Source organism: Paenibacillus sp. OSY-SE (assembly GCF_000283315.1).
GTDB lineage: Bacteria > Bacillota > Bacilli > Paenibacillales > Paenibacillaceae > Paenibacillus_B > Paenibacillus_B profundus.
Genome location: NZ_ALKF01000197.1, coordinates 14,805 through 36,523 on the forward strand (window position 1 = coordinate 14,805; position 21,719 = coordinate 36,523).

The 21,719-nt window shown below is 41.8% G+C and carries 17 protein-coding genes, 1 tRNA gene and 1 pseudogene; 12 read left to right on the forward strand and 7 right to left on the reverse strand.

Translation table 11 applies throughout. The features are described 5' to 3' along the window. Positions 1-24: 24 nt before the first annotated feature. A complete protein-coding gene (locus tag A372_RS0123645; protein ID WP_019423391.1) occupies positions 25-1,290 on the forward strand; it encodes an L-lactate MFS transporter in 1,266 nt (421 codons plus the stop codon). 202 nt (positions 1,291-1,492) lie between these two features. Here the strand turns inward: A372_RS0123645 and A372_RS0123650 are convergent, their stop codons facing one another. Beyond that, positions 1,493-2,404, reverse strand: a complete 912-nt coding sequence (locus A372_RS0123650; RefSeq protein WP_019423392.1) for a copper amine oxidase N-terminal domain-containing protein — start codon at positions 2,402-2,404, stop codon at positions 1,493-1,495. Positions 2,405-2,615: 211 nt separating this feature from the next. Here A372_RS0123650 and A372_RS36645 point away from each other — a divergent pair, with 211 nt between their 5' ends. The 3 genes from A372_RS36645 (at position 2,616) to A372_RS0123660 (ending at position 5,561) form a co-directional block, all read left to right on the forward strand. Then, positions 2,616-2,903 carry a cytidine deaminase gene (locus A372_RS36645; protein WP_443146849.1) on the forward strand — a complete coding sequence of 96 codons (288 nt, stop codon included), beginning with the start codon at positions 2,616-2,618 and terminating at the stop codon, positions 2,901-2,903. A 919-nt stretch (positions 2,904-3,822) separates the two neighbouring features. Beyond that, entirely contained in the window at positions 3,823-4,617 is a 795-nt protein-coding gene (locus A372_RS0123655; RefSeq protein ID WP_019423393.1) for a MerR family transcriptional regulator, read from the forward strand. Between the two features lie 110 nt (positions 4,618-4,727). Further along, positions 4,728-5,561 (forward strand): CPBP family intramembrane glutamic endopeptidase, encoded by an 834-nt coding sequence (locus tag A372_RS0123660; protein ID WP_019423394.1) that lies wholly within the window; start codon positions 4,728-4,730, stop codon positions 5,559-5,561. Between the two features lie 376 nt (positions 5,562-5,937). On the opposite strand, the gene A372_RS0123665 is transcribed toward A372_RS0123660, so the two are convergent. From A372_RS0123665 to A372_RS39665, 3 genes are all read right to left on the reverse strand, one after another. Continuing rightward, on the reverse strand, positions 5,938-6,876 hold the full coding sequence (locus A372_RS0123665; protein ID WP_036705165.1) for an MBL fold metallo-hydrolase: 939 nt from the start codon (positions 6,874-6,876) through the stop codon (positions 5,938-5,940). Between the two features lie 34 nt (positions 6,877-6,910). Further along, on the reverse strand, positions 6,911-7,300 hold the full coding sequence (locus A372_RS34640; RefSeq protein WP_019423396.1) for a DsbA family protein: 390 nt from the start codon (positions 7,298-7,300) through the stop codon (positions 6,911-6,913). Between the two features lie 175 nt (positions 7,301-7,475). Further along, the gene (locus tag A372_RS39665) at positions 7,476-7,637 is read right to left on the reverse strand and encodes an Rrf2 family transcriptional regulator (RefSeq protein WP_407672896.1); all 162 of its coding nucleotides are present in this window, start codon (positions 7,635-7,637) and stop codon (positions 7,476-7,478) included. Between the two features lie 209 nt (positions 7,638-7,846). Between A372_RS39665 and A372_RS0123680 the strand changes: the two genes are divergently transcribed. From A372_RS0123680 to A372_RS0123705, 6 genes are all read left to right on the forward strand, one after another. Further along, positions 7,847-8,497 carry a TetR/AcrR family transcriptional regulator gene (locus A372_RS0123680; protein ID WP_019423398.1) on the forward strand — a complete coding sequence of 217 codons (651 nt, stop codon included), beginning with the start codon at positions 7,847-7,849 and terminating at the stop codon, positions 8,495-8,497. After that, the gene (locus A372_RS0123685; protein ID WP_019423399.1) at positions 8,490-9,788 is read left to right on the forward strand and encodes an MFS transporter; all 1,299 of its coding nucleotides are present in this window, start codon (positions 8,490-8,492) and stop codon (positions 9,786-9,788) included. Before A372_RS0123680 ends, A372_RS0123685 begins: the two co-directional genes overlap by 8 nt. Then, positions 9,773-12,091, forward strand: a complete 2,319-nt coding sequence (locus tag A372_RS0123690) for an ABC transporter permease (protein ID WP_019423400.1) — start codon at positions 9,773-9,775, stop codon at positions 12,089-12,091. The genes A372_RS0123685 and A372_RS0123690 overlap by 16 nt, the downstream gene beginning before the upstream one ends. A gap of 4 nt (positions 12,092-12,095) precedes the next feature. Then, positions 12,096-12,854: an ABC transporter ATP-binding protein gene (locus tag A372_RS0123695; RefSeq protein WP_019423401.1), complete on the forward strand. Its 759-nt coding sequence runs from the start codon at positions 12,096-12,098 to the stop codon at positions 12,852-12,854. Positions 12,855-13,510: 656 nt separating this feature from the next. Then, a tRNA-Lys gene (locus tag A372_RS0123700) sits at positions 13,511-13,586 on the forward strand. A 238-nt stretch (positions 13,587-13,824) separates the two neighbouring features. Beyond that, positions 13,825-15,828: a serine hydrolase gene (locus A372_RS0123705; RefSeq protein ID WP_019423402.1), complete on the forward strand. Its 2,004-nt coding sequence runs from the start codon at positions 13,825-13,827 to the stop codon at positions 15,826-15,828. Positions 15,829-15,840: 12 nt separating this feature from the next. Here A372_RS0123705 and A372_RS36655 read toward each other — a convergent pair. The 3 genes and pseudogenes from A372_RS36655 to A372_RS34650 all read right to left on the reverse strand — a co-directional run. After that, a pseudogene (locus tag A372_RS36655) lies at positions 15,841-16,135 on the reverse strand (CDP-alcohol phosphatidyltransferase family protein); the annotation flags it as partial. A gap of 153 nt (positions 16,136-16,288) precedes the next feature. Next, positions 16,289-16,693 carry a bleomycin resistance protein gene (locus A372_RS0123710; RefSeq protein WP_019423403.1) on the reverse strand — a complete coding sequence of 135 codons (405 nt, stop codon included), beginning with the start codon at positions 16,691-16,693 and terminating at the stop codon, positions 16,289-16,291. A gap of 1,026 nt (positions 16,694-17,719) precedes the next feature. Continuing rightward, the gene (locus A372_RS34650; RefSeq protein WP_019423405.1) at positions 17,720-18,055 is read right to left on the reverse strand and encodes a transposase; all 336 of its coding nucleotides are present in this window, start codon (positions 18,053-18,055) and stop codon (positions 17,720-17,722) included. A gap of 331 nt (positions 18,056-18,386) precedes the next feature. Between A372_RS34650 and A372_RS0123720 the strand changes: the two genes are divergently transcribed. Further along, positions 18,387-19,931, forward strand: coding sequence for an extracellular solute-binding protein (locus tag A372_RS0123720; protein ID WP_019423406.1), 1,545 nt, complete (start codon positions 18,387-18,389; stop codon positions 19,929-19,931). Then, the gene (locus A372_RS0123725) at positions 19,928-21,712 is read left to right on the forward strand and encodes a sensor histidine kinase (RefSeq protein ID WP_019423407.1); all 1,785 of its coding nucleotides are present in this window, start codon (positions 19,928-19,930) and stop codon (positions 21,710-21,712) included. The genes A372_RS0123720 and A372_RS0123725 overlap by 4 nt, the downstream gene beginning before the upstream one ends. Positions 21,713-21,719 lie beyond the last annotated feature (7 nt).

Consider the following 21,719-nt stretch of genomic DNA (forward strand, 5'->3'; position numbering starts at 1 on the left):
CAGAATGAAAAGAGGGGATCTATCATGAGAACGCATCAAGCAACCCAATCGCAGATAAATCGATGGATGATCGTCCTTGGAACAATCATTGTACAAATGGGATTAGGAACCATATATACGTGGAGTTTATTTAATCAGCCGTTAGCTGACAAATTTGGATGGGAGCTTAGCTCCGTATCGATTACGTTTTCCATCACCAGTTTTGCACTGGCTTTTGCGACACTGTTCGCCGGTAAAATTCAGGATCGTATCGGAATTCGGCGTTTGACGATGATTGCAGGTGCTGTTCTCGGTGCTGGGCTAATCGCTAGCTCACAGGTTTCATCGTTGTGGATGTTGTACTTACTTGCTGGTGTGGTTGTTGGTTTTGCGGATGGTACAGCATATATTACATCGCTATCGAATTTAATTAAATGGTTTCCTGAACGCAAAGGATTAATATCGGGGATCTCGGTGGGAGCTTTTGGGACAGGCAGCTTGGTTTTTAAATATATCAATGCAAATTTCATCAATACCATGGGGGTCTCCTATGCATTTCTGGTCTGGGGATTGATCGTGATGGTGATGGTGATTGCCGGTTCGTTCTTAATTAAAGAAGCCGTAATTACGGAAACACCTGCAAACGCAAATACGCAATTGCACAGTCAACGGAACTACACAGCCAAAGAAATGCTGCGTACAAAAGAAGCATATATGCTCTTCATTATTTTATTCACAGCTTGTATGAGTGGATTGTATCTGATTGGTATCGTCAAAGACATTGGTGTGCAGCTTGCCGGACTTGATATCAGCACAGCAGCGAATGCGGTAGCTATGGTAGCGATTTTTAATACGGCCGGCCGAATCATTCTCGGCGCATTATCCGATAAAGTAGGACGTATGAAAGTTGTAGCTGGAGCGCTTTTCTCAACGGCATTGTCTGTCATGACTTTAAACTTCGTACCTTTGAACCTGAGCATCTTCTTCATATGTGTGGCGGTGATCGCATTCTGTTTCGGTGGTAATATAACAGTCTTCCCAGCAATTGTGGCTGACTATTTCGGCTTGAAGAACCAAAGCAAGAACTACGGAATCATTTATCAAGGATTCGGTTTAGGTGCCCTGGCTGGTTCGTTCCTTAGTGCTTTGTTCGGTGGCTTCCATATTACCTTTACAGTCATCGCGGTCTTGTGTATGCTCTCTTTCTTGATCGCGATCTTTATCTCAGTACCTAGCCAACGTAATCAGTCGACCAAGAACCAAGAAGTGAAGCAAGAAGTTGCGCTGAAGCCGCATTACAATGTGGGATAATTGTAGTGGAACCTCCTATCGATAAGAGAGGGCACTGCAAGATTGTCAGAAAATCAAACAGGTGTCTTTCGCACATATAAGCTGTGCAAAGGACGCCTGTTTTTTGTTGAATAAGGAAATCTATTGGAATGAGTGTTCGCGACGATAATCTCAAACCAACAATTTTTTATTCTAAGTCCACATATGGCGATCTACGATATATTTATCTGCGGTCAGGAAGTTTCTGTATGATATCAGAATATAGATTGATTTTTGTTTTAATATCTACCGGTTTATTTTTATCATCGTTGTAACCTGTGGTAGCCGTACCATCATTGTTCTCAAAAAAGATTACACTACGATGATCATAAGCCTCCATGATCGGGTCTGTATCTAAACTCATTTCGGGTGAAACATTCCCTGCTGCTTGAGATGGCACTCTTCGTTCCCGAAATAATTGTCCAATTGCATTTGCTTTGCCGTCTTTGACTTGTACAAATGTATAAATTCCATCTTCAAAATAGTAAGTGTCTGCTCTTCCTGCAGGGAACGTATAGTGGTGTAAACGATAACCATCTAATGTGCCAAGTGTTTTGAAATCCGCGTTGATTGGTAATGCGATAGCGGCTTTACGTGCTGCTTGAAGGTCATCTTGATACAGTAATTTCGAATCAAACGAATAGTCTTTGGAGTTAACGAAAACAAATTTGCGAATGGATTCAAATTGAACGTTGTACCCCAAGGATTCAGAGACAAATCGTATAGGAACAAGAATACGGCCATTTCTATTTTGAGCAGGTATATCCATTTGTATAACTTTTTCATTTTTATAGGCAGTTTTGCTATTTTCACTTATTTTCAAGTAATCTCCATCTTTATTTTGAACTGTGGTAACTTTAGTCGTAGGGTTAAAACTGTAGGAAAGGCCAAGAGATGCAAGCGCACGGATGGGGACGAATAGACGGTTATTATCCATCAGAGGATGTACATCCATCTTTATAAATTCACCATTAGCAACAACTTCTATTGGTCTAACATCCTCTTCTGATTTAACTAGTGGTGCTGCGATTGCATGTGAATAATTGAATGACCCTAAACTTAACGCCAGTATTAATCCTGATATAATTTTTTTCATTTTGTATCTCCCCATCTTTTATTAATGTATATAGAAGGTAATAAATGGTTCAATGCAGGGATAGTTATTTTGTCAATTCAGAAAACGCACAATAATCATAACACTTTACAATAGACAAAAACATACATATTTAATTGATAGTAAAAGAATAACCGAAAAAGGAATATAATCCTAGATTAGGGCCATATTATATGAGGATAATAAACATCACGTGGGAGCAGCCATTCGTACGAAAACAAGAGAAATCATTTCGGCAGTACATATTGAAGCGTATATAGGACGAGTAACGGTTTGTGCAGAAGCCATCGCGATTGGTAGTGCGATTTCGAGTGGACAAAAGAATTTTGACACTATTTTAGCTGTTAGACACCCTTATTCTGACGAAGTAGATAGAAATATTCGAGTGGTAAGTCCTTGTGGTATATGTAGGGAGTTGATTTCAGACTACGCATCAGATTTTTTTGTGCATGAATGGCGAGTTAGTCAAAACTACGATTGAAGAACTCATTCCACTCAAATATACCCGAAATTAAAAGTTATAATAGTTAAAGGCGCAATTGTTAGCAATTCGCTTTCCAATTTTAACAACTTTATTGTTTATAAAATAGGCATTTAATTAATCAGTCCGGTAATTTTTTAATAACTTTAGTAACTACCTATCTATAAGTTTGATAGGTAGTTGTTGTATGTCTAGGCTCAAAATTAAACGATTTTATAATCTTTACACATTTGTTGTGCAATGCAAATAAAGTCCTTTACCAGCAAATGAAACTCGTTTTGAGCAAATAAAAATCATATCAGAGTCGAGCAGATCCAGGATGATTTCCTGACATTTGCTCGGCTTTTCTTTTGTTGCAGGTGATAGGAATTAGGGGAGAGAGAAGGAGAAAGCAGGGTTCTTCTCGAATCATATCTCAGAGGCTTTTCTCAGGCGTTTCAAGGCTTCTCATGCTTTGGTCTGGCTCTTATCCAAGCTTTGCTCTTGCTTTTACTTAAGCAATTTCTGTGCCTTTAGACACCGTCTTTTTCCTGTCCCTGACACGACTTTAAATTTCATTTCCCAATCCACCCCTCAGCCCTAACCTCTGCCTTTTCTGCTGTTTTTCCGATACGACTTTATTTTCGGGACATAGATTTGAATGCGTTAAATATTGTATGTAACCGAACAATAAACTGTTGCACTAACTGGGCAGGATAGCTCAATAAGAAAACTATCTCCAATGGTAGATTGCGTGTCTGCCAATTGAAATGGTTTGAATTTCTGTATCAATAATTGTATATTTCTGATACTCTTTTGGTTGACCAATATATCTTCCTGTTTTCTTTTCAAAATTCATAATTACATTTGGTATTATTTTTCGACGTACTGATAATATGAATATGATAAAGAATATGTCGCAATGATAAAGGAGAGTATAATGTACACAATTGGACAAGTAGCTAAATTTTTAGGTGTATCTAGAGATACCTTGAAATTTTATGAAGAAAAGGAATTAGTAAAGCCTAAGCAAAATATGGAGAATGGATATAGAAAATATAATCATTTTGATATATATGATATAACAACAGTAAATTTCTATAGAGAAATTGATATTGAAATTAAAAAAATCCAGGAATTAAGAAAAAGTAAGAGTATAGAGGGAATAAAATCATTATTAGAAGAGAAAGAACAAGATGTTTTAGAGGAAATAGAATATAAAAAGCTTCTTTTAAAAAAGCTTCAGATAGTAAAAGAAGATTGCGAAAAAATTAAACAATTCTTAGGAGAATACACAGTAAAAGAAATGAAGCCTTTAGAAATAAAAGGAGAAATAGAACATTTTACTGCGTATGATGAATATGAAACTCTAAAAGAGAACACAGACAGCTTAAAAAAAGCAGTTACTCTCACATCTTTAAGAAGAGTCATAAGTTTCAATGAAGAAGGTATTATAGAAGATAAGTTTATAATTGTAAGAAAAGTAGAAGACTTTGATAAAGAAATAGAAGGTGAAATTCTATCTCATCCAAAATGTATTTATACCGTTATTGAAGATGGAAGATGGTCAACTGGTGGAAAAAGTATTGATCATAACGTGGAAGCTAGTTTAAGAAAAGTAGCAAGAGAAAAAGGGTATAAACTTTTGGGGCTAGTTTATATAAATCTATTACTTACCACTTATGAAGATGGACTTGAACGTATATTTTTAGAAATTTATGCACCTATAAAATAATGCAGACAATGTATTGACCTGTGAGTAACCCCTAGGTTTAAGCTGAAGGTATTAGTAAATATGAGCGTTATTATATTTACGAAATACTTAGTTTGAAGCGGGGATTATGCATGAATAGAGAAAAGAAACTAAAAAAACCAGTAGCAAGTTTTATTCTACTAACCAATATCATTTTTTTGCCACTTTTTTTTCTTGTAGGAGCCATAAGCATGTTAGGATTTCCTGCATGGGTCTTTGATGTCATGTTCTGTATATCATCTTGGTCCTCAACCTTTGCTTTTGCAGCGCTATTTAAAAAAATCTATCCTGGGCAAAGTTTTATACAATTTGTAAAAGATAAATTCAAGAATAAACTTAAATTTTCTGTGATTCTTATTGTGAGTATGATTCAAGCCTTCATATTTTTGATGATTTTGTTTCTCGTATCTAATAATAGTGAAGTAGACTCTTTTTTTACTATATCTTCATGGGGAATGCTGATCTATTTCTTTTTTAAAAACCTTCTTGCAGGGCCACTAGGAGAAGAAATAGGGTGGAGAGGTTTCGCTCAAATTGAGCTTCAAAAGAAGCATTCGCCATTAAAAGCTTCGATAATCATAGGATTTTGGTGGGGGATGTGGCATCTACCCATATGGTTTACTACAGGGTTTGTGGGCATTGATTTAATCAAATATATTCTATTCTTTATGATTTCACTCATATCCACTAAGATCGTCATGACAGCATTTTATAACTTAAATCAGAATTTAATCATTCCAATCATCATCCACCAATTCTTTAATTTTTTTATTGGCTTAATAAACGGAAACTTAATCGATTTAATCATGTATAACGCAATTTTTTATTTAGTAGTAGCAGTTTTAATCATCGTTATAAATCCGAAGAAAGTATTGTATGGAAAGGAAGATACAAACATTATTAATGGAAAGCATCACATGATTTAGTGATCGTTTGTACAGCTATACACTTCAACTATCGGGAGCGTTAGTTGAATAAGGTTTAATAAAATTAAGAAAGGATCAGCGAGATAACCGCAGCACCCTGTAAAGCGAGCAAGGGCCGAACATTCAGGGGGCGAGCTTTGCATACGACAGCCGCAACCGCCTCACGCAGGTTACGACCGAAAAGGGAAAGGCCGTCAGCTACCGCTACAATGGAGATAACCTGATGGTGGAACGCTCCAAAGGCGGTGTGACGACCCGCTATATTATTATGACGACCGAGCGAAAATCGTAGCGGAAGGAAAGGTCGAAGCAGGTGAAAGTGTCACCATTATGGCTTAACCATCTCCGCATCTAACGCGTGGCGTCATGCGTTAGATCATGGCCAGGAACGCTCACCCTTGATCACCTGGGCGCCCATTTCCAGATCACTTGTGTTCTTGAAGTCCGGATGGGCCTTCTGCATCGCTGCAATCAGCTCAGCGGAATTCTTGGCCTGCTTTGCCGCAGCTTCAAATTTTGCAATGTAGTCACGGGTAAAGGCGACGCTGGATGTATCTTCGGAGCTCTTGTCCAGGTAATGGCCCGGGATAACCCGTTCCGGCTTCAGGGCAAGAATCCGATCCAGAATCTCCCGCCAGTGGTCACGGCTCTCCGGGGTCTGATTGTCTGCCATCCAGACATGCAGGTTCTCGTAGATCGGCACACCGCCCAGGATGGTCTTTTTCGACGGAACCCAAAGGACGGTATGAGACGGATCTGAACCGTCGAGACCGATCACCTGCACGGTTTCGCCATCGACCGTCAGTTTATCCCCGTCAAGGACATCAGGGACGATCAGCGCGGTCGGGGCGTTTTCTTTCAGGATCGGACTCCAGAAATCACTCTTGATCTGAATGGTTGCCTTAATCCCTTCCACAGTGGCCGGGGTGGCAACGATTTTTACGTCAGGAAATGCCTCGCGTATCGCCGACAGGCCGAAGTAGAAATCCGGATCCTTGTGGCTGATATACACCGTAGTCAGCTTCTTTCCAGTGTCGCGGATCATCTTGACCAGTTGCTCAGCGTTGCTTTTTTCGAACTGAGCATCGACGAGCAGTACCTCGTTCGGTCCTTCGATCAGGCTCGAGGAGACGGAGAAGAGGCCGTTATCTCCAGGGTTGAACGGTGTGATCTTAAGGTCCGCCGCCGGCGTCTTAGTTCCTTCGCTCGCGGTATTCGTCGTATTCGCCTTGCCGGAGCATGCGCTCAGCAATAACGTGAAACAAAGCAACAAAATAACTCCTATCGATGATTTCTTACTAAACTTACTAAACATCGTCAAATCTCCCTCTTCCTTAAATTGATAACGATTATTGAAATAGTAACGTAACGCTGCCAGCACAAGCTGCTCGCTCAGATTCGCTCCCGGCATCGTCCAACAGATTCAACGACTGCGATTCCTTCCAAGCCGTCTGCAAAGCGTTGAGAAACATGTCAGTTGACTGCGCCTCACCCAAATTCCAAGAGAAGGTAAAGTATGCCCGGAACAGTTCCTGTGCATTCGGGTTCATTTTATCTTGATTGAATGCGTACTTCGCCAACCTATGGGCATCGAATGTGTTCGTCAGAATCAAGGTGGCAAATTGGAATGTAAGCCCCATTTCCTTCGCTTTACCGCTAAGATTTTCGTTTATCACAATCGCTTGATCCCGGCTCATACCGTACTTGGCGACCAGCATGTCATGCACGTCGTAATCCACGTCTCTCCTTTCAATGTATTTCGAGATTCGGTGTTGTAACCAACTTCATTACAACCATTCCAAAAAAAATGAGTTCACTTTTTCATGTTGATATGTTCGGCAAGTTCGGAAAGTAACTCATGCATCGTTATGTCAGACAGGATCGCTTCCATGGCAATTTGGGCCCGTCTTACGCTCAGTTCCAGAACGACGCTCGAACGCCCGCCAATCCTGCTTTCTTTAGCTGCCCGAGTATTTTCCGAATGATAACCGAATTCGTTCCGACGCTACCAGCAATCCATTCCGACGTGCAGTGCGCATCCTTGGCTGGAGCAAGCAATGAAAGAATGTGAACCACTATGGAAAATCTGCTGCTTATTTTCATTACTGACACCCTCGCGATGTAACCATTATAGTTACAACACATAACAAGTGTCAAGAGGGCTTTTGATGGAGTAATTTCAAAATCAGTTTTTGACGAGATTTTGCACACTCTCTTGACAACTCAAAATAGTATGCTATTTTATTACCGACAGGCAGTCGGTCGGTTGAAAGGGAGGTATAAAAATGAGAGTTGTAAAAAAGGCGGATGAACGCAGGAACGAAATACTTGACGCGGCGGATGAGCTTTTCGGACAGAAGGGCTTTGACGGCACAAGTACAAACGATATTCTCGAAAGGGTCGGAATTGCGCGGGGAACATTGTATCATCACTTCAAGTCGAAGGAGGATATTATGGACGCGCTGATTGAGCGGTATAATGTCCGTCTTTTAGGTGCGGCGCAGGAAATTGCCGCAGACAAGAGCATACCCGTAGTTGAGCGCATTATCCGTGTTGTTATGGCACTGAACATAAGCGGCGAAAGCAGCAGCAAGGAAATTATGGAGCATATTCACAAGCCTCAGAACGCGCTTATGCATCAGAAAATACAAAGGGTCATCATCAATGGCGTTACGCCGATACTGACGGGAATCATCCGCGAGGGCATTGAGCAGGGACTGTTCAGCACGCCGTTCCCGTATGAATGCATGGAAATGGTTGTGACCTATGCGAATACCGTTTTTGATGATGATATGGTTACAATGACGAACGAGGAGCGCGGTTCACGAATACTGGCCTTTGTTTGCAACGTGGAAAGGCTGCTCGGTGCAGAAAGCGGAAGTCTTATGGACGCTATGCAGATGTTTGGTAGAGGAGATGGAAGCAGCTATGAATAAATCGGGAAAATCCTTCAGAAAATTTCTTCTATTGTGGTCGGGACAGCTTATTTCAGCAATAGGAAGCGGGCTTACGTCGTTCGGACTTGGGATTTATGTTTTCCAGCAGACGGGAAAGGCATCGGCTATGGCGCTTGTAACCTTGCTTGCATTTATGCCGTCGCTTCTTTTAAGCGCCTTTGCGGGAGTGCTTGCAGATCGTTATGACCGCAGGCTTTTAATGGTTCTGGGCGATGGTCTTTCTGCATTGGGACTTGTATTTATTTTGATTTGTATGCTTAGCGGAGAAGCGCAGCTATGGCAGATTTGCGTGGGAGTTACAATAAGCTCGGTGTTTTCATCGCTGCTTGCTCCTGCATACAAGGCTACGGTTACGGATTTGCTTACCGAGGAGGAGTACATAAGGGCAGGTGGTTTTGTTCAGGTTGCAGGCTCGGCAAAATATCTGATTTCTCCTATCATTGCGGGATTTCTGCTCACCGTTTCGGATATAAAGCTGCTGCTTGTAATCGATATCTGTACATTTTTTGTAACGGTTGCTTCAACTCTTGCTGTACGTAAAGGTCTTGCTTCAAAGAAATGCGAACAGGCAAAATCGTTTACCCGGGAATTCAAAGACGGCTGGGGTGCCATTTCTGACAACAGGGGTGTGCTTGTTCTTGTGATCATGTCATCGGTAATGACTTTTTTCCTTGGCTTCATAGAAACACTTTCCACGCCGATGATACTTGCTTTTTCGGACAGTTCCGTAGTAGGAACACTTGCAACAATTGTGGCTACTGGAATGCTTGTATCAAGTGTGATAATAGGGTTTCTTCCAATAAAAAGAGATTATGTAAAAATTCTTTCGATTGCGCTGTTTTGCGAAGGAATATTTATGGCGGTATTCGGACTTCGCGAAAATATTGTACTTCTCTGTATTTCGGGATTTCTTTTTTTTGCAATGATGCCATTTGCAAACACAACTCTGGATTTTCTTGTTCGTACCAACATTGATAATTCCGTTCAGGGCAGAGCATGGTCACTTATAGGGTTAATTTCACAGCTTGGATTTGTTGCCGCTTATGCGCTTTCGGGTGTGCTTGCGGATTATGTGTTCACTCCTTTGTTAGTTGACGGCGGAGTGCTTGCTGACAGTGTGGGAAAGATCATTGGCACGGGCAGTGGCAGAGGAACGGGATTACTCATTATTATCGCTGGGATTTTGTTATGTGTTACTTCAGTAATTCTGTACAACTTGAAATCGGTTAAAAAGCTTGAAAACAGAGGTGGCTTATGTATTACAGGATAATCCGCAATGACATTTTAAAGAGCAAAGCAATTACGCTGACAACCATGATATTTGTCGCTGCCGCGGCTATGCTTGTTTCGCTTGCGGCGATACTCGTCGTCAATCTTTCGGGCGCGCTGGATACGCTTATGACACAAGCTAAAACTCCGCATTTTATGCAGATGCATTCGGGTGAAATTGATACTGCTCGGCTTACATCTTTTGCGGGGCAAAATAGCAATGTCGATGAATTTCAGGTGCTTGAATTTCTCAACATGGACGGCGCGCAGATTATTTTGGGCGATAGTTCGCTTGCGAATAATGTTCAGGATAACGGTTTCAGCATACAGAGCAAAAAATTCGATTATCTTCTTGATCTTGACGGAAACATCATAAACGTATCCGACGGCGAGCTTTATGTTCCAATAAGCTATATGAGGGACAACACTACAAAGGTCGGTGACAAGGCAGTAATAAGTGGAAAGGAATTTACCGTTGCGGGATTTCTCCGCGATTCGCAGATGAATTCCACGCTCTCCTCCTCAAAGAGATTTCTTGTAAGTAGAAATGATTACACGGAAATAAAAAACCTCGGAAGTACGGAGTATCTGATTGAGTTCAGATTAAAGGATTTGTCGGCGCTCGGCGCATTCGAAACCGCTTATGCCTCCGCAGGACTTGAAGCGAACGGACCAACGATTACATATCCGCTTTTTAAAACGATTAACGCACTTTCCGACGGGATGATGATTGCGGTTATACTTCTTGTAAGCGCACTTGTCGTTGCAATCGCATTTATGTGCATACGCTTTACGCTGCTTGCGAAAATCGAAGACGACTACCGCGAAATTGGCGTTATGAAGGCAATAGGGCTGCGTGTTTCCGACATAAAGAAGATTTATCTTGCGAAATACGCAGCGATTGCGGCGGCAGGCAGTATTCTCGGTTGTGCACTTTCGGTTATGCTCAAAGGCATGCTTCTTGAAAATATACGGCTTTATATGGGGGAAAGCGAAAATTCTTCTTTTGCCGTAGCTTTAGGAATAATCGGCATACTGCTTGTATTCCTTGCAATTATTGCCTATGTAAGCGGAGTGCTGAAACGCTTTCGGAAAATATCCGCTGCGGAAGCAATACGCTTTGGCGCTTCACAGGAAAAAAACGCGGGCGCAAATCGTTTTTGCCTGAACGGAAACAGGCTGTTTAACACGAATATTTTTCTCGGTATCAAAGATGTTCTGGCAAGGAAAAGACTTTACGCCACAATGCTTGCGGTGCTGGTGATTTCGGCATTTATCATTATTGTTCCGCAGAACCTGTACAACACGATTTCCTCAAAAAGCTTCATCAAATATATGGGGATTGGAAACTACGATATGCGCATTGACATTCAGCAGATCGACAATATCTCTGAAAAAGCCGCTGAAATTTTAAAGACTATGAACAGCGACAGTACCATTTCAAAGTATGCCGTCCTTACAACAAAAACATTTAAAGCAAAAATGGAGGACGGATCGGAGGAAAATATAAAAATTGAGCTCGGCGACCATTCGATATTCCCTATAGAATACTCCCAGGGCAGAGCACCCGCCGCAGAAGACGAAATTGCGCTTTCGGCTTTGAACGCCGATGAGTTGAGCAAAAAGGTCGGCGAAGTCATCACTCTGGTAATTGAGGGGAAGGAGAAAAGTCTCACGGTAAGCGGAATTTATTCCGACATTACCAACGGCGGCAAAACCGCAAAGGCTGTTTTCACCGACAATTCGAACGACATTATGTGGTTCGTTATCTGCGCGGAGCTTTCGGATCAATCTCTTGTCGACGAAAAAACTTCGGAATATGCGGACAGATTTGTTTTTGCCAGGATTTCGGACATTGATGAATTTATTGCTCAGACATACGGCTCGACAATAAGCTCCGTCAAAAAGGCCTCCAATGCCGCAATTGCCGTTGCGCTGATTATAACGGTGCTGGTTACACTGTTGTTTATGAAAATGCTTGTCGCAAAAGACAGATATTCCATTGCCGTAATGAAAGCGTTCGGTTTTACTAACTCGGATATTACGGCGCAGTATGTTTCGCGTTCGGTATTCGTTCTGATTGTCGGAATTGTTCTCGGCACGCTTCTGGCGAACACTCTCGGAGAGGTACTTGCGGGCGCGGTCATCTCCACGTTTGGAGCGTCGACGTTTCATTTTGCGGTCAATCCGCTTTCGGCGTATCTGCTTAGTCCGCTGATGATGATATGCTCGGTACTTATCGCAACAATGATCGGCACATCGGGCGCAGGACAAATTAAAATTTCCGAAAGTATAAAGGAGTAGGCATATGAAGAAGATTATTATCGGTGACCATATCATAAAATCTTTCGGCGAGGGCGATGAGAAGCGCAATGTTCTCGACGGAGTGTCCGTTGAAATAAACGAGGGGGAGTTCGTTGCGATTATGGGTCCTTCGGGCTCGGGAAAATCGACGCTGATGTTTGCGCTGAGCGGAACGGATGGCGTTAATGGCGGAAAGGTCGTTTTTGACGGCAGGGATCTATCGGCGGTCGGGGAGAATGAGCTTGCAGATATACGCAGAACAAAAATGGGATTTGTTTTTCAGCAGCCGACTATGCTAAAAAATCTGAATATCCTCGACAACATCATTCTTCCGTCCATGCGCGGCAACAGAAAAAACGCCGCAAAAATTACGGAGAAGGCAAGAGCACTTATGAAAAGGACAGGCATTGCGGAGCTTGAAAAGCGCAACATTACACAGGTGTCGGGAGGTCAGCTTCAGCGTGCGGGAATTTGCCGTGCACTTATAAGCAATCCGAAAATTATTTTCGGTGACGAGCCGACTGGCGCGCTTAACTCAAAATCTGCGCAGGAGATCATGGACATCTTTTCCGAAATCAACGCGGAAGGTACTGCGGTTATGCTTGTAACTCACGACGCAAAGATTGCGGCGCGGACAGAGCGTATAATGTTTATGCGCGACGGAAAAATCATGAGCGAAATGCGACTTCAGAAATTCAGCGGCACAGATATTGACGACAGGATGGAAAAAGTTACGGCGAAAATGCGGGAAATAGGAATATAATTTGTTATTTCACCATCACCATTTTTACTGATGTATGAAACAGCATTCAAAATAAGGGCATGTAGTAGGAGAAGAACAGCTTGATAAAAAGCCTACAGGGCTCTGACCATCCGATCATGCCGGAGTTTGGGAATTTTATTCTTTCTATTCCGTGAGTTTCTCCCTATATACCTTCAAGTAAAGTAGAAATACCCTTTCATTCGTTTTCTGAGCACACTATTCACCTAATAATGGTTGGACTGCGATTGGTACACTCATACGAATGTCAAAATAATGATTCAAGAATAAAGGAATCGAAGTTATGGTTATTTGTTCTATTAATTTCATGCATTAGGTACTTTAATCCCCATAGTGGGAGATTTCGTCTATGATAGTGATGAGGTCTCCCACTACATAAAAAGCATTCAAAACCCTTGATACACACGGGTTTTTCTTATATCTGCGTATATTACACCCTAAAATTGTGCCCATCTGAGGTTCCAAAATAGGAAAACTCACCAAGAATTAGTCAGTATAAATAAGTTTACAAATCCGCTGAAAAGGTCTAGAATAAAGAAGTGGTCAGTTACGGAGATTATCACTTAGTGGTGCCACTCACCATAATAGCTTCGTTCAATCGGGATGTAGCGATCCCCCTTGAACCCAGTATTGAATATGGGTTCTTAGCTCAGTTGGTAGAGCAGTTGACTCTTAATCATCAGGTCGAGGGTTCGAACCCCTCAGAACCCACCAGTTATGTAATCAAAACGGCAGAGATGCCGTTTTTTTGCTATATTTTTTTCAGTTCCCCGCTAATCAATTATATTGATCCTGCCTAATCAGAATCTCATGTTCCCAGTGTCCCCTGCCCTATGAAGTATCTGTTATTCTTCGAAAATTTCACATTACATTAAGATTACATAGAATCTAGATTAAGTTTGCTCATGTACTCTGATAATGTAGGGAAATGATACAGAGGAGAGAACAGAGAATGAACATGTTTTCAAAGCGTGTGACGGCCATTGCACTGACCTTCACCATAGTGACTGGCTTCCTAAGCGGTACTGGTTCACTATCGAAAGTATCGGCGACGCCCGTGAAGATAGGTCCGCAAGATCCAAAAGAAGTAGAACAATTTGCCGATGAATTTTTTAACCGTCCTGATATTAAGGACAGTATGGCTGGCGTTGCGTTTGTCGTCGTCAAAGGCGACAAGGTGCTATTAAATAAAGGTTACGGCTATGCGGATGTTGAAAAGAAGCGGCCAGTCGATCCAAATCGAACGGTGTTCCGTGTCGCCTCCATTTCCAAGGTGATCACCGCCACAGCCGTGATGCAATTAGCGGAGCAAGGAAAAATCGATTTAAACAAAGATCTATCAGCTTACTTGGGGGACGTTCGAATCCCGAATCGGATGGACTCTCCCCTAACCATGAAACATTTATTGACAAATTCAACTGGATTTGAATATGGGGATGGATCAGAATTAGAAACAGGCGACTTATCTCGGGAAGTATCCATAAAGCAATACGTGTCGGACAATACGCCTACGGTGATCCGCAAGCCTGGCGAGTATTACAGATATGATAACTTAGGATTTACGATTCAAGGTTATGTCATGGAGCAAGTGACTGGAAAGCCATTCGGCACATATGTACAGGATCATATTTTTAAACCTCTAGGTATGGTAAGCAGTGATTTTCGTTTAACCCCGGAAATAACGAAAGAGCTCGCTGTGCCTTATAACCTGATGGGCGAAGCTATTTCCACGTACGCAACTGTTCCAACAGAGCTTCCGGGCGGTGGAATGCTCTCTACAGGTTCTGATATGGCAAAATTCATGATGGCCCATCTGGGCGGCGGTAAGCTGGGAGACGCAACGATCCTAAAAAAAGAAACGGCGGCGGAAATGCATAAGCCTCAGCTAGCCGTACATGAGAAGCTGCCGAACATGGCCTATGGCTTCGAATACGCCAATCAGCAGCACTACAACGGACATTATATGATTGAGAAAGCTGGGGACATGGCGGGGTATCATAGCAACATGTGGTTGATTCCTGATGAAAAAGTCGGCTTTTTCGTTACCGTAAATAAAGATATTGAGTTTCGCAAGCAATTGTTGGAAGCATTTATGAATCATTATTACCCGAGTAAAGACGGATCACAAGCTACTCTTGAGCGCTCGAAACACTCCTTGGCAAACCTCGAAGGCACATACAGCGATTTGCGGAATCGGATGTGGACCTCTCACATTCGTTCAGAGGACGGCAAGCTTATCGTGAAAGATCCGCTTGGAGAACACGTACTGTATGAAATTGAACCACTGCTCTTTCAAGATGATCAAGGCGCAAGAGCTGCTTTCAAACTGAATGGCAGCGGCGATGTGCAGGCATTTTATTATGATCTGAAGTCAGATAGCTGGACCGAAAGAATGCCGAAGCCGCAGCATTATCAGGATGTTAGTATAAACCATCCTTATGCTCCATCGATCTATCACATGCGCCAATTGAAGGTCATCGATGAGGGCAGCGGCGACAACCGCTTTGAGCCTGAACAAGCAATTACGCGGGAACAGTTTATCGGATGGTTTATCCGGTGGGCTGGGGTAGCACCATCTAAGAATAAATCGGTTTTCAATGACATTTCTGACAGTGCTTACGCCAAGGAAATACAAGCAGCTTATGAGCTTGGATTAATTCAAGCCCCCGCGAGTGATAAATTTCATCCACGTCAACTGTTGACGCGGCAGGAAGCGGCAACTATTATATGGCGTATGGCATTCAATCACTTAGGCGCCGCGCCGAAGAAAGCCGCGCTTAGCGAGCACACCGATGCTTGGGCGCTGGAAGGCGTTCGCTTCGTAATCGCAAAACAATTATATGGGCCTGAAGTTGTCGAAGGTAATGACGGAACGTTCAATTATAACTCGAAACAGCCGATGCTGAAGCAAGAAGCAGCCGCAATGCTATCACGGTTCGCCGACAATTTATTCTAATGCATAAGTTAACTGCTGGCTTACCATTAAGTTCAACGCTGCTGAAATGAGCAATTTATCCGCTAATGGATCCAACAGCTTTCCAAGGTTCGTTATCTGATTGTATTTTCTTGCAATATGTCCATCTAATTTTTCTCTGTGGCTGAGGCAAGTATAAATACTGATGAAGCATAATATATTCCATAGGAATCTACGTGCTGTATGATAACAGATTCGTAGATTAGCCAATCCGGATACATTGAGAAGAGTAAAATGAAAATCGGGATTAACAATATCTTGCAATGGTAATTTTATTCGCTAAATTCAGAGATTACCTCAGCAACTCATCCATTTCACCATATATTGGTACAATGGATTTAACTTTAGGCTATGCTTTAAAATAGTGTTGATTATATGATAATTTTAAGGGAAGTCATTTTGGACTTCCCTTAATTTACATTTTATAAATTTAAAGTATAAACTAATTTTGTTGCAACTCCGAAAATCGTAATAAATATCCATCTGGGTCTTGTACCAATATTTCTTTAAATACTTGAGTTTCTAAATTTATTCTATATTGACTAACAAAAGGTTCTTTAAATAATTTTATATTATTATCACTTAAATTTAATATAATTTTCTCTATATCTTTTACAAAAAATTGAAAATTAATTCCTCTACCAAATGGATATTCCGTCATTCCTGTACTCCAGCTTCCAGTAACACCTTCATCTAACATAAATTGAGCGCTATCAAGTGAAATAAAAGCAAATTTATCTTCTTCTCTTTCATATTCCACTTTAAAACCAAGTATATCATTATAGAATTTTTTCGATATATTTATATTACTCACAGATAACTCAGGCACCATTTTATTGAAAATCATCTTATCAACTCAATTCTATTTTAATTTGCAATTCTATTATCGTATAATTGAGGCGTCAATACAAACATCTCAGTCGCTATTGCGTTAAACTGCTCGTTAGCTCAATGAAGTGCGACTTTGATTTTGCATATTTACGTTTCGATGAGTACATCCTTATTCTTACCGCAAGGTCATTTCAGGAGAAGCATGGGCTAACAACTCTTGCACAGTCAGAATATCCGCTCTACCATTTAGCATCTTAACTGCATAAGTATGGATATTTACCCTGAACTCTTAAGAGAGATAATAGATCATTTAGAGAAAGTTGATTAGCTAGAGCTAAGTGAAGAAGCGATTATATTTGTAATGGCTTTAATCACGCTTTTTAGCGTTGTATTTTTTGAGCCGTTCAGTTATGCAGCAATGTCTAAAGATGGCAAAGGAACTTGTACCACCTTTTGCAATAATGGTGGGAAAGATGCATATTAATCCTATACTGCGATTTTAATTCCATCATGGATTGAATGCAGCAGATCATCTCTAATGGGGTTCTCTATTTTGTTGCTTACACTGATCTGCTGCATGGAAACGGTGTTTGTCAAGCTAGACTAAGAAGGTTGTATATTTTCGGTTAGTGTCTTACTGACTCGTTCAGGGTTTCAGCCATACTTCATCTTCCAAAGTCCCTTTTGCTCAGCTTGCTTTTGGGGTTGGTCGCTCTGCCAATGGACGTTGATCTTCTAGCGGTGTGAGGTCACTTCTCCAGCGTTGTAGTGTCCGCTGACTAATCTAATCCCTATCTCTCTACAGCTAGCGGCTCTCTGGATCCACTCGTGACGGCTTCTTTGATCAATAGAATAGCTTTCTTGCGATCGGGGCCCTTGATCATTCGTCCTCGTTGTCCTCCAAAAATCGCATCGGCCTTTTTTCTGAGTACAAGCAAAGCTGCCGTTTCAGCTAGGGCAGAATCCTTCCTCCGAAGCTCTTGACTCAGTTGTTTGATTTTACGGTCTTTCTGGCGTTACTCGTCTGCATTTGAGTGGCTTGCTATGCAATACCACCATTGGCCTGTATGCAAGCATCACGCCAAGCCTGTACTTGTTCTACATAAAGACCTTTACTACGACAGTATTCTGCCAATTCGATTTCATTAAGTGTAGCGGTCTCGACCACAATCGAAAACTTATCCTGTGTACTCCAACGGTCTGCTTCAGGCTCACCTCCTGGAACCGTTATTCCCTTGACCCTTGCTTTCTTTTTCCATTGATATAAGGTTGCCTCTGATAATCCTGTTTCTCTAGCTATTGTATTTACGGACTCATTCTGGGGTGGCATCATTCTTCTTACGATTGAGTATTTAAATTCTTCGCTGTATCTTGCCATAGTACCATGCCTCTCTACTGCCTCTTAACTAACTATACTTTTACTAGAGGACTATAACGACTATCCTAGCCTAGGGGACGGATTAATCTAGAAATATATAGAATTGAAAAAAAGACTATAATACCCTATATTTCAACAAAATGATTAAATAGTATTGTAAGCGATTGAGAACGTATATTATACTTTGAGATGTCATCTGGTATCGAATCAAGTCGGGGAGCCTCTCGCCAATATGTGTCATTTTTACGTCTAACACGCTCATTTATATCTGTATTACACATGTCGAATGGGTGTCGGAGGGAACATAAAAATTGAAAGGGCGATCCTTACTATGTTATGGATCAGTAAAATCTTAAATACCCTATTCTTTGTTATTTACATTCTTGCTTTTATGTTCTTGAGTTTCTTGTTGGTTCCTGAGACTGCCTCCAACATTACCGGAAATTCCAAAGAAGCGAGTTCACAAGAGAAGAATACGATTTCCATCGTTATCAATGATTTGAGTTTTCCTTTTCCGGACGGCTTGGACGAAAATCATAATCCTTACTTGACCTACATAGAAAAACAGAACGGTTTAAATGTAGACGTGTACATACCACCCATAACAAGTTATGAAAATACGGTACACAATATCCTCTCTTCTGATACGAACCTCCCAGATATGCTCAGTATTTATTCTAAAATTCAGTTCTTTCGCTATGTCGATCAGAATAAGTTAATGCCGCTTGAGGGTTGGATTGAAAAATATGGATCGGACTTAAAGCGCGTCATACCTAAAGAGGTATGGGATCAAGTAACAATCGACGGACATATTTATGCGATCCCGAGTGTTAATTTAGTTCATGGAAACGAACTTATGTACATCCGAAAAGACTGGTTGGACAATTTGAAGCTGCCGCAGCCAGTAACGCTTGAAGATTACAAGAAGGTGATTCAAGCGTTTACAGAGCGCGATCCGGATGGCAACGGCAAGAACGACACCTTTGGCTTTACGATGATGGCAAATCTTGAGCATTCTTCTCCTTTCTTTGGCGCACATGGAGTTCAATTGAATCAATGGACCGAGCGTCGCGGAGAGCTCGTCTATGCGGACATATTGCCGGAAACGAAAGAAGCGTTATCCTTTTTGGCGGAATTATATAAACAGAAATGGATCGATCCAGATTTCCCGCTCCACACAAATAGACAGGCCATGTTAGAGAAAATCGTAGAGGGGAAAGTCGGCCTGTTCTCCGCCGCTTGGTATGATACGCGCGGCGCGATAGCCCAAAATATGAAAAAAGACCCAAAAGCCAAATGGATTCCTCTGGAAAATCCAATTGGAAAAAACGGCGATCAGGGAGTTAATGGGAAAACTATTTACGGATTTCAGGTGGTTCCCAAGGAAAGCCTTCATGCCGGTAATGTGATTCGCTTTTTGAATTTTATCGCAGGCAAGGGACTGACATCCTTAGTCTTTGGATTCGAGCAGCAGGTCTGGAAGCGAAAAGACGGAGAAATCATCAGTGATTTTGCCGAGCATGATAAGCATTTATATAGAGGGATCTATTCTGCGTTAGTGAATGTGGACGATCGGAAGATGCTTCGATCCCGCGTAGACTCCTATGGGAAGCAGTATCGTTTGTATGACAACATCCAAAGGGTTGAAAGGCATGCCATACACGACGCATTTTTGGGTTCGCCTACGCCTACGATGCTGAAAAAATGGGGTGAACTTACCGGGCCACGAGAATTGTTTGTAAAAATCGTACTCGGTGTAGCTCCTATAGAATCGTTTGATGCCTATGCGCAGCAATGGAAACAAAATGGAGGGAGCCAGGTTACAAAAGAAGTGAATGAATGGTACAAAGCCCATCCACATGAGGGCGAACAATGAAATTGTTCATACGCTCATACAATAAGTTCCTGCAAAGCTCGCATATTCGCCTAACCACCTATTTCTTCATCGTGCTTCTTCCTTTAGTTATCGTCAGCTTATACGTGAACAACCGGGCGAATCAAATTATTGTGAAACAAGCCACGGAGCAGACTCGGCAAAAGCTGGAGTCCGTAATGAATAATCTTGAATTGACCTTGCAAAATAGTGAAGTGCTAACCAACCTGATCGCAACGAATAAAAAGATACTCGAAAGATTGGAAGTAAACGAAAATGAATTGTCTCCGCAAACCATCGTACAGTATAGTGAATTGCTTGAGGAGCTATGGAACGTTACAGCGGTCAGCCAGATGGTCTCCCAAATATCCATTTATCATGCAGGGACCCATACGATGCTATCCACGAAGTTCGGGGGACGTCGCATCGGGGGAGCAGAAGAACGGAAATGGCTTGCAGGCTTGGCAACTGATTTAGATGATGGGACTGCGTTAATGATGCCTGAGCAAAAAATAGGGAAAAAGCAATCATTCGGTGATCTGATTGGCAGCGATACGCTCTCGCTGATACGGACCTTGGGACTGTACAACAGCGAGAGGAAACAAAACTTGTTGATTGTGACTTTGAATAAAAACAAACTCACAGCAATTCTGAAACCTTTATTGGCATCCAATCACACCAGCGTTGTGTTGCGGAACAGGGACGGTCATACAGTCCTATCCGTCTCTGACCGTAATCAAGGAGAGTCGATTAAGGAGGCTGACAGGCTGGGGGTGAGTGTAGAATCTTCCTCGTATGATTGGACCCTTGAGATCTTTCTACCGTTTGATGAGATTTATGCGGAAACGAAGACGATGCGTCAATATACTTACTTAATCATAGCGAGCAGCTTTATTCTGTCCTTATTTATCTCGTGGGGAATTTATAACCGTATCGCATCGCCTTTAAGAAAATTAAGAGACGCAATGAAAGGACTAATCGGAGGAAATTACAACATTCAGTTGGACACCGGAAGAAAAGACGAATTCGGGTATCTCATGAACGGATATAATCAAATGGTCAAACATCAAAAACATCTGATTCAAGATCACTATGAACAGCAGCTTCGTATAGCGCGAACGGAGCTTACCTTTCTTCAATCTCAGATTAACCCGCATTTCTTATACAATACATTGGATTCTATATATTGGACGGCCCAAAACTATGAAGCGGAGGAGATAAGCGAGATGGTATTGAATCTATCCCACTTCTTCCGGCTAAGTCTTCATAAAGGTCAGGATACATTCACGGTAGATGAAACGATGACACATCTGGATTACTACATTCGTATCCAGCAGATTAGGTTCTTGAACAGCTTCCAAGTTATATATAAGGTACAGGAAGAATCCAAATCAATTCCCGTGCTCAAGCTGCTCTTGCAACCGTTAGTGGAAAATGCGGTTATTCATGGGCTGGAACAAAAACGACGCGGGGGAGTGTTAACCATTTCGAGTTTTATTGAGTCAGGGAAGTTAATTCTTTCTGTACATGATAACGGAGCAGGCATAAGCGAAGAACGAATTCAATCTATTCATCAAGTCCTGAGCGAAATCGCCAGCAAAACAGCGCCCCTGTCTTTTTTGGAAACGACAGATAAAGGATTATATTGCTTAAGCAACGTCTTCTCCCGGGTCAAGATGTTCTATGGCAATCTTGCGGAGGTTATATTCAAAAGTGAATTGGGCGTCGGAACAACGGTGACGCTTCTATTGCCTATTGAGAATTGCACAAACCAAAACAATTGAATAAGGG

Coding starts and splice junctions, on each gene's coding strand:
- A372_RS0123645 (WP_019423391.1), top strand. CDS start 25: ATGAGAACGCATCAAGCAACCCAATCGCAGATAAATCGATGGATGATC.
- A372_RS0123650 (WP_019423392.1), bottom strand. CDS start 2,404: ATGAAAAAAATTATATCAGGATTAATACTGGCGTTAAGTTTAGGGTCA.
- A372_RS0123655 (WP_019423393.1), top strand. CDS start 3,823: ATGTACACAATTGGACAAGTAGCTAAATTTTTAGGTGTATCTAGAGAT.
- A372_RS0123660 (WP_019423394.1), top strand. CDS start 4,728: ATGAATAGAGAAAAGAAACTAAAAAAACCAGTAGCAAGTTTTATTCTA.
- A372_RS0123665 (WP_036705165.1), bottom strand. CDS start 6,876: ATGTTTAGTAAGTTTAGTAAGAAATCATCGATAGGAGTTATTTTGTTG.
- A372_RS0123680 (WP_019423398.1), top strand. CDS start 7,847: ATGAGAGTTGTAAAAAAGGCGGATGAACGCAGGAACGAAATACTTGAC.
- A372_RS0123685 (WP_019423399.1), top strand. CDS start 8,490: ATGAATAAATCGGGAAAATCCTTCAGAAAATTTCTTCTATTGTGGTCG.
- A372_RS0123690 (WP_019423400.1), top strand. CDS start 9,773: ATGTATTACAGGATAATCCGCAATGACATTTTAAAGAGCAAAGCAATT.
- A372_RS0123695 (WP_019423401.1), top strand. CDS start 12,096: ATGAAGAAGATTATTATCGGTGACCATATCATAAAATCTTTCGGCGAG.
- A372_RS0123705 (WP_019423402.1), top strand. CDS start 13,825: ATGAACATGTTTTCAAAGCGTGTGACGGCCATTGCACTGACCTTCACC.
- A372_RS0123710 (WP_019423403.1), bottom strand. CDS start 16,693: ATGATTTTCAATAAAATGGTGCCTGAGTTATCTGTGAGTAATATAAAT.
- A372_RS34650 (WP_019423405.1), bottom strand. CDS start 18,055: ATGGCAAGATACAGCGAAGAATTTAAATACTCAATCGTAAGAAGAATG.
- A372_RS0123720 (WP_019423406.1), top strand. CDS start 18,387: ATGTTATGGATCAGTAAAATCTTAAATACCCTATTCTTTGTTATTTAC.
- A372_RS0123725 (WP_019423407.1), top strand. CDS start 19,928: ATGAAATTGTTCATACGCTCATACAATAAGTTCCTGCAAAGCTCGCAT.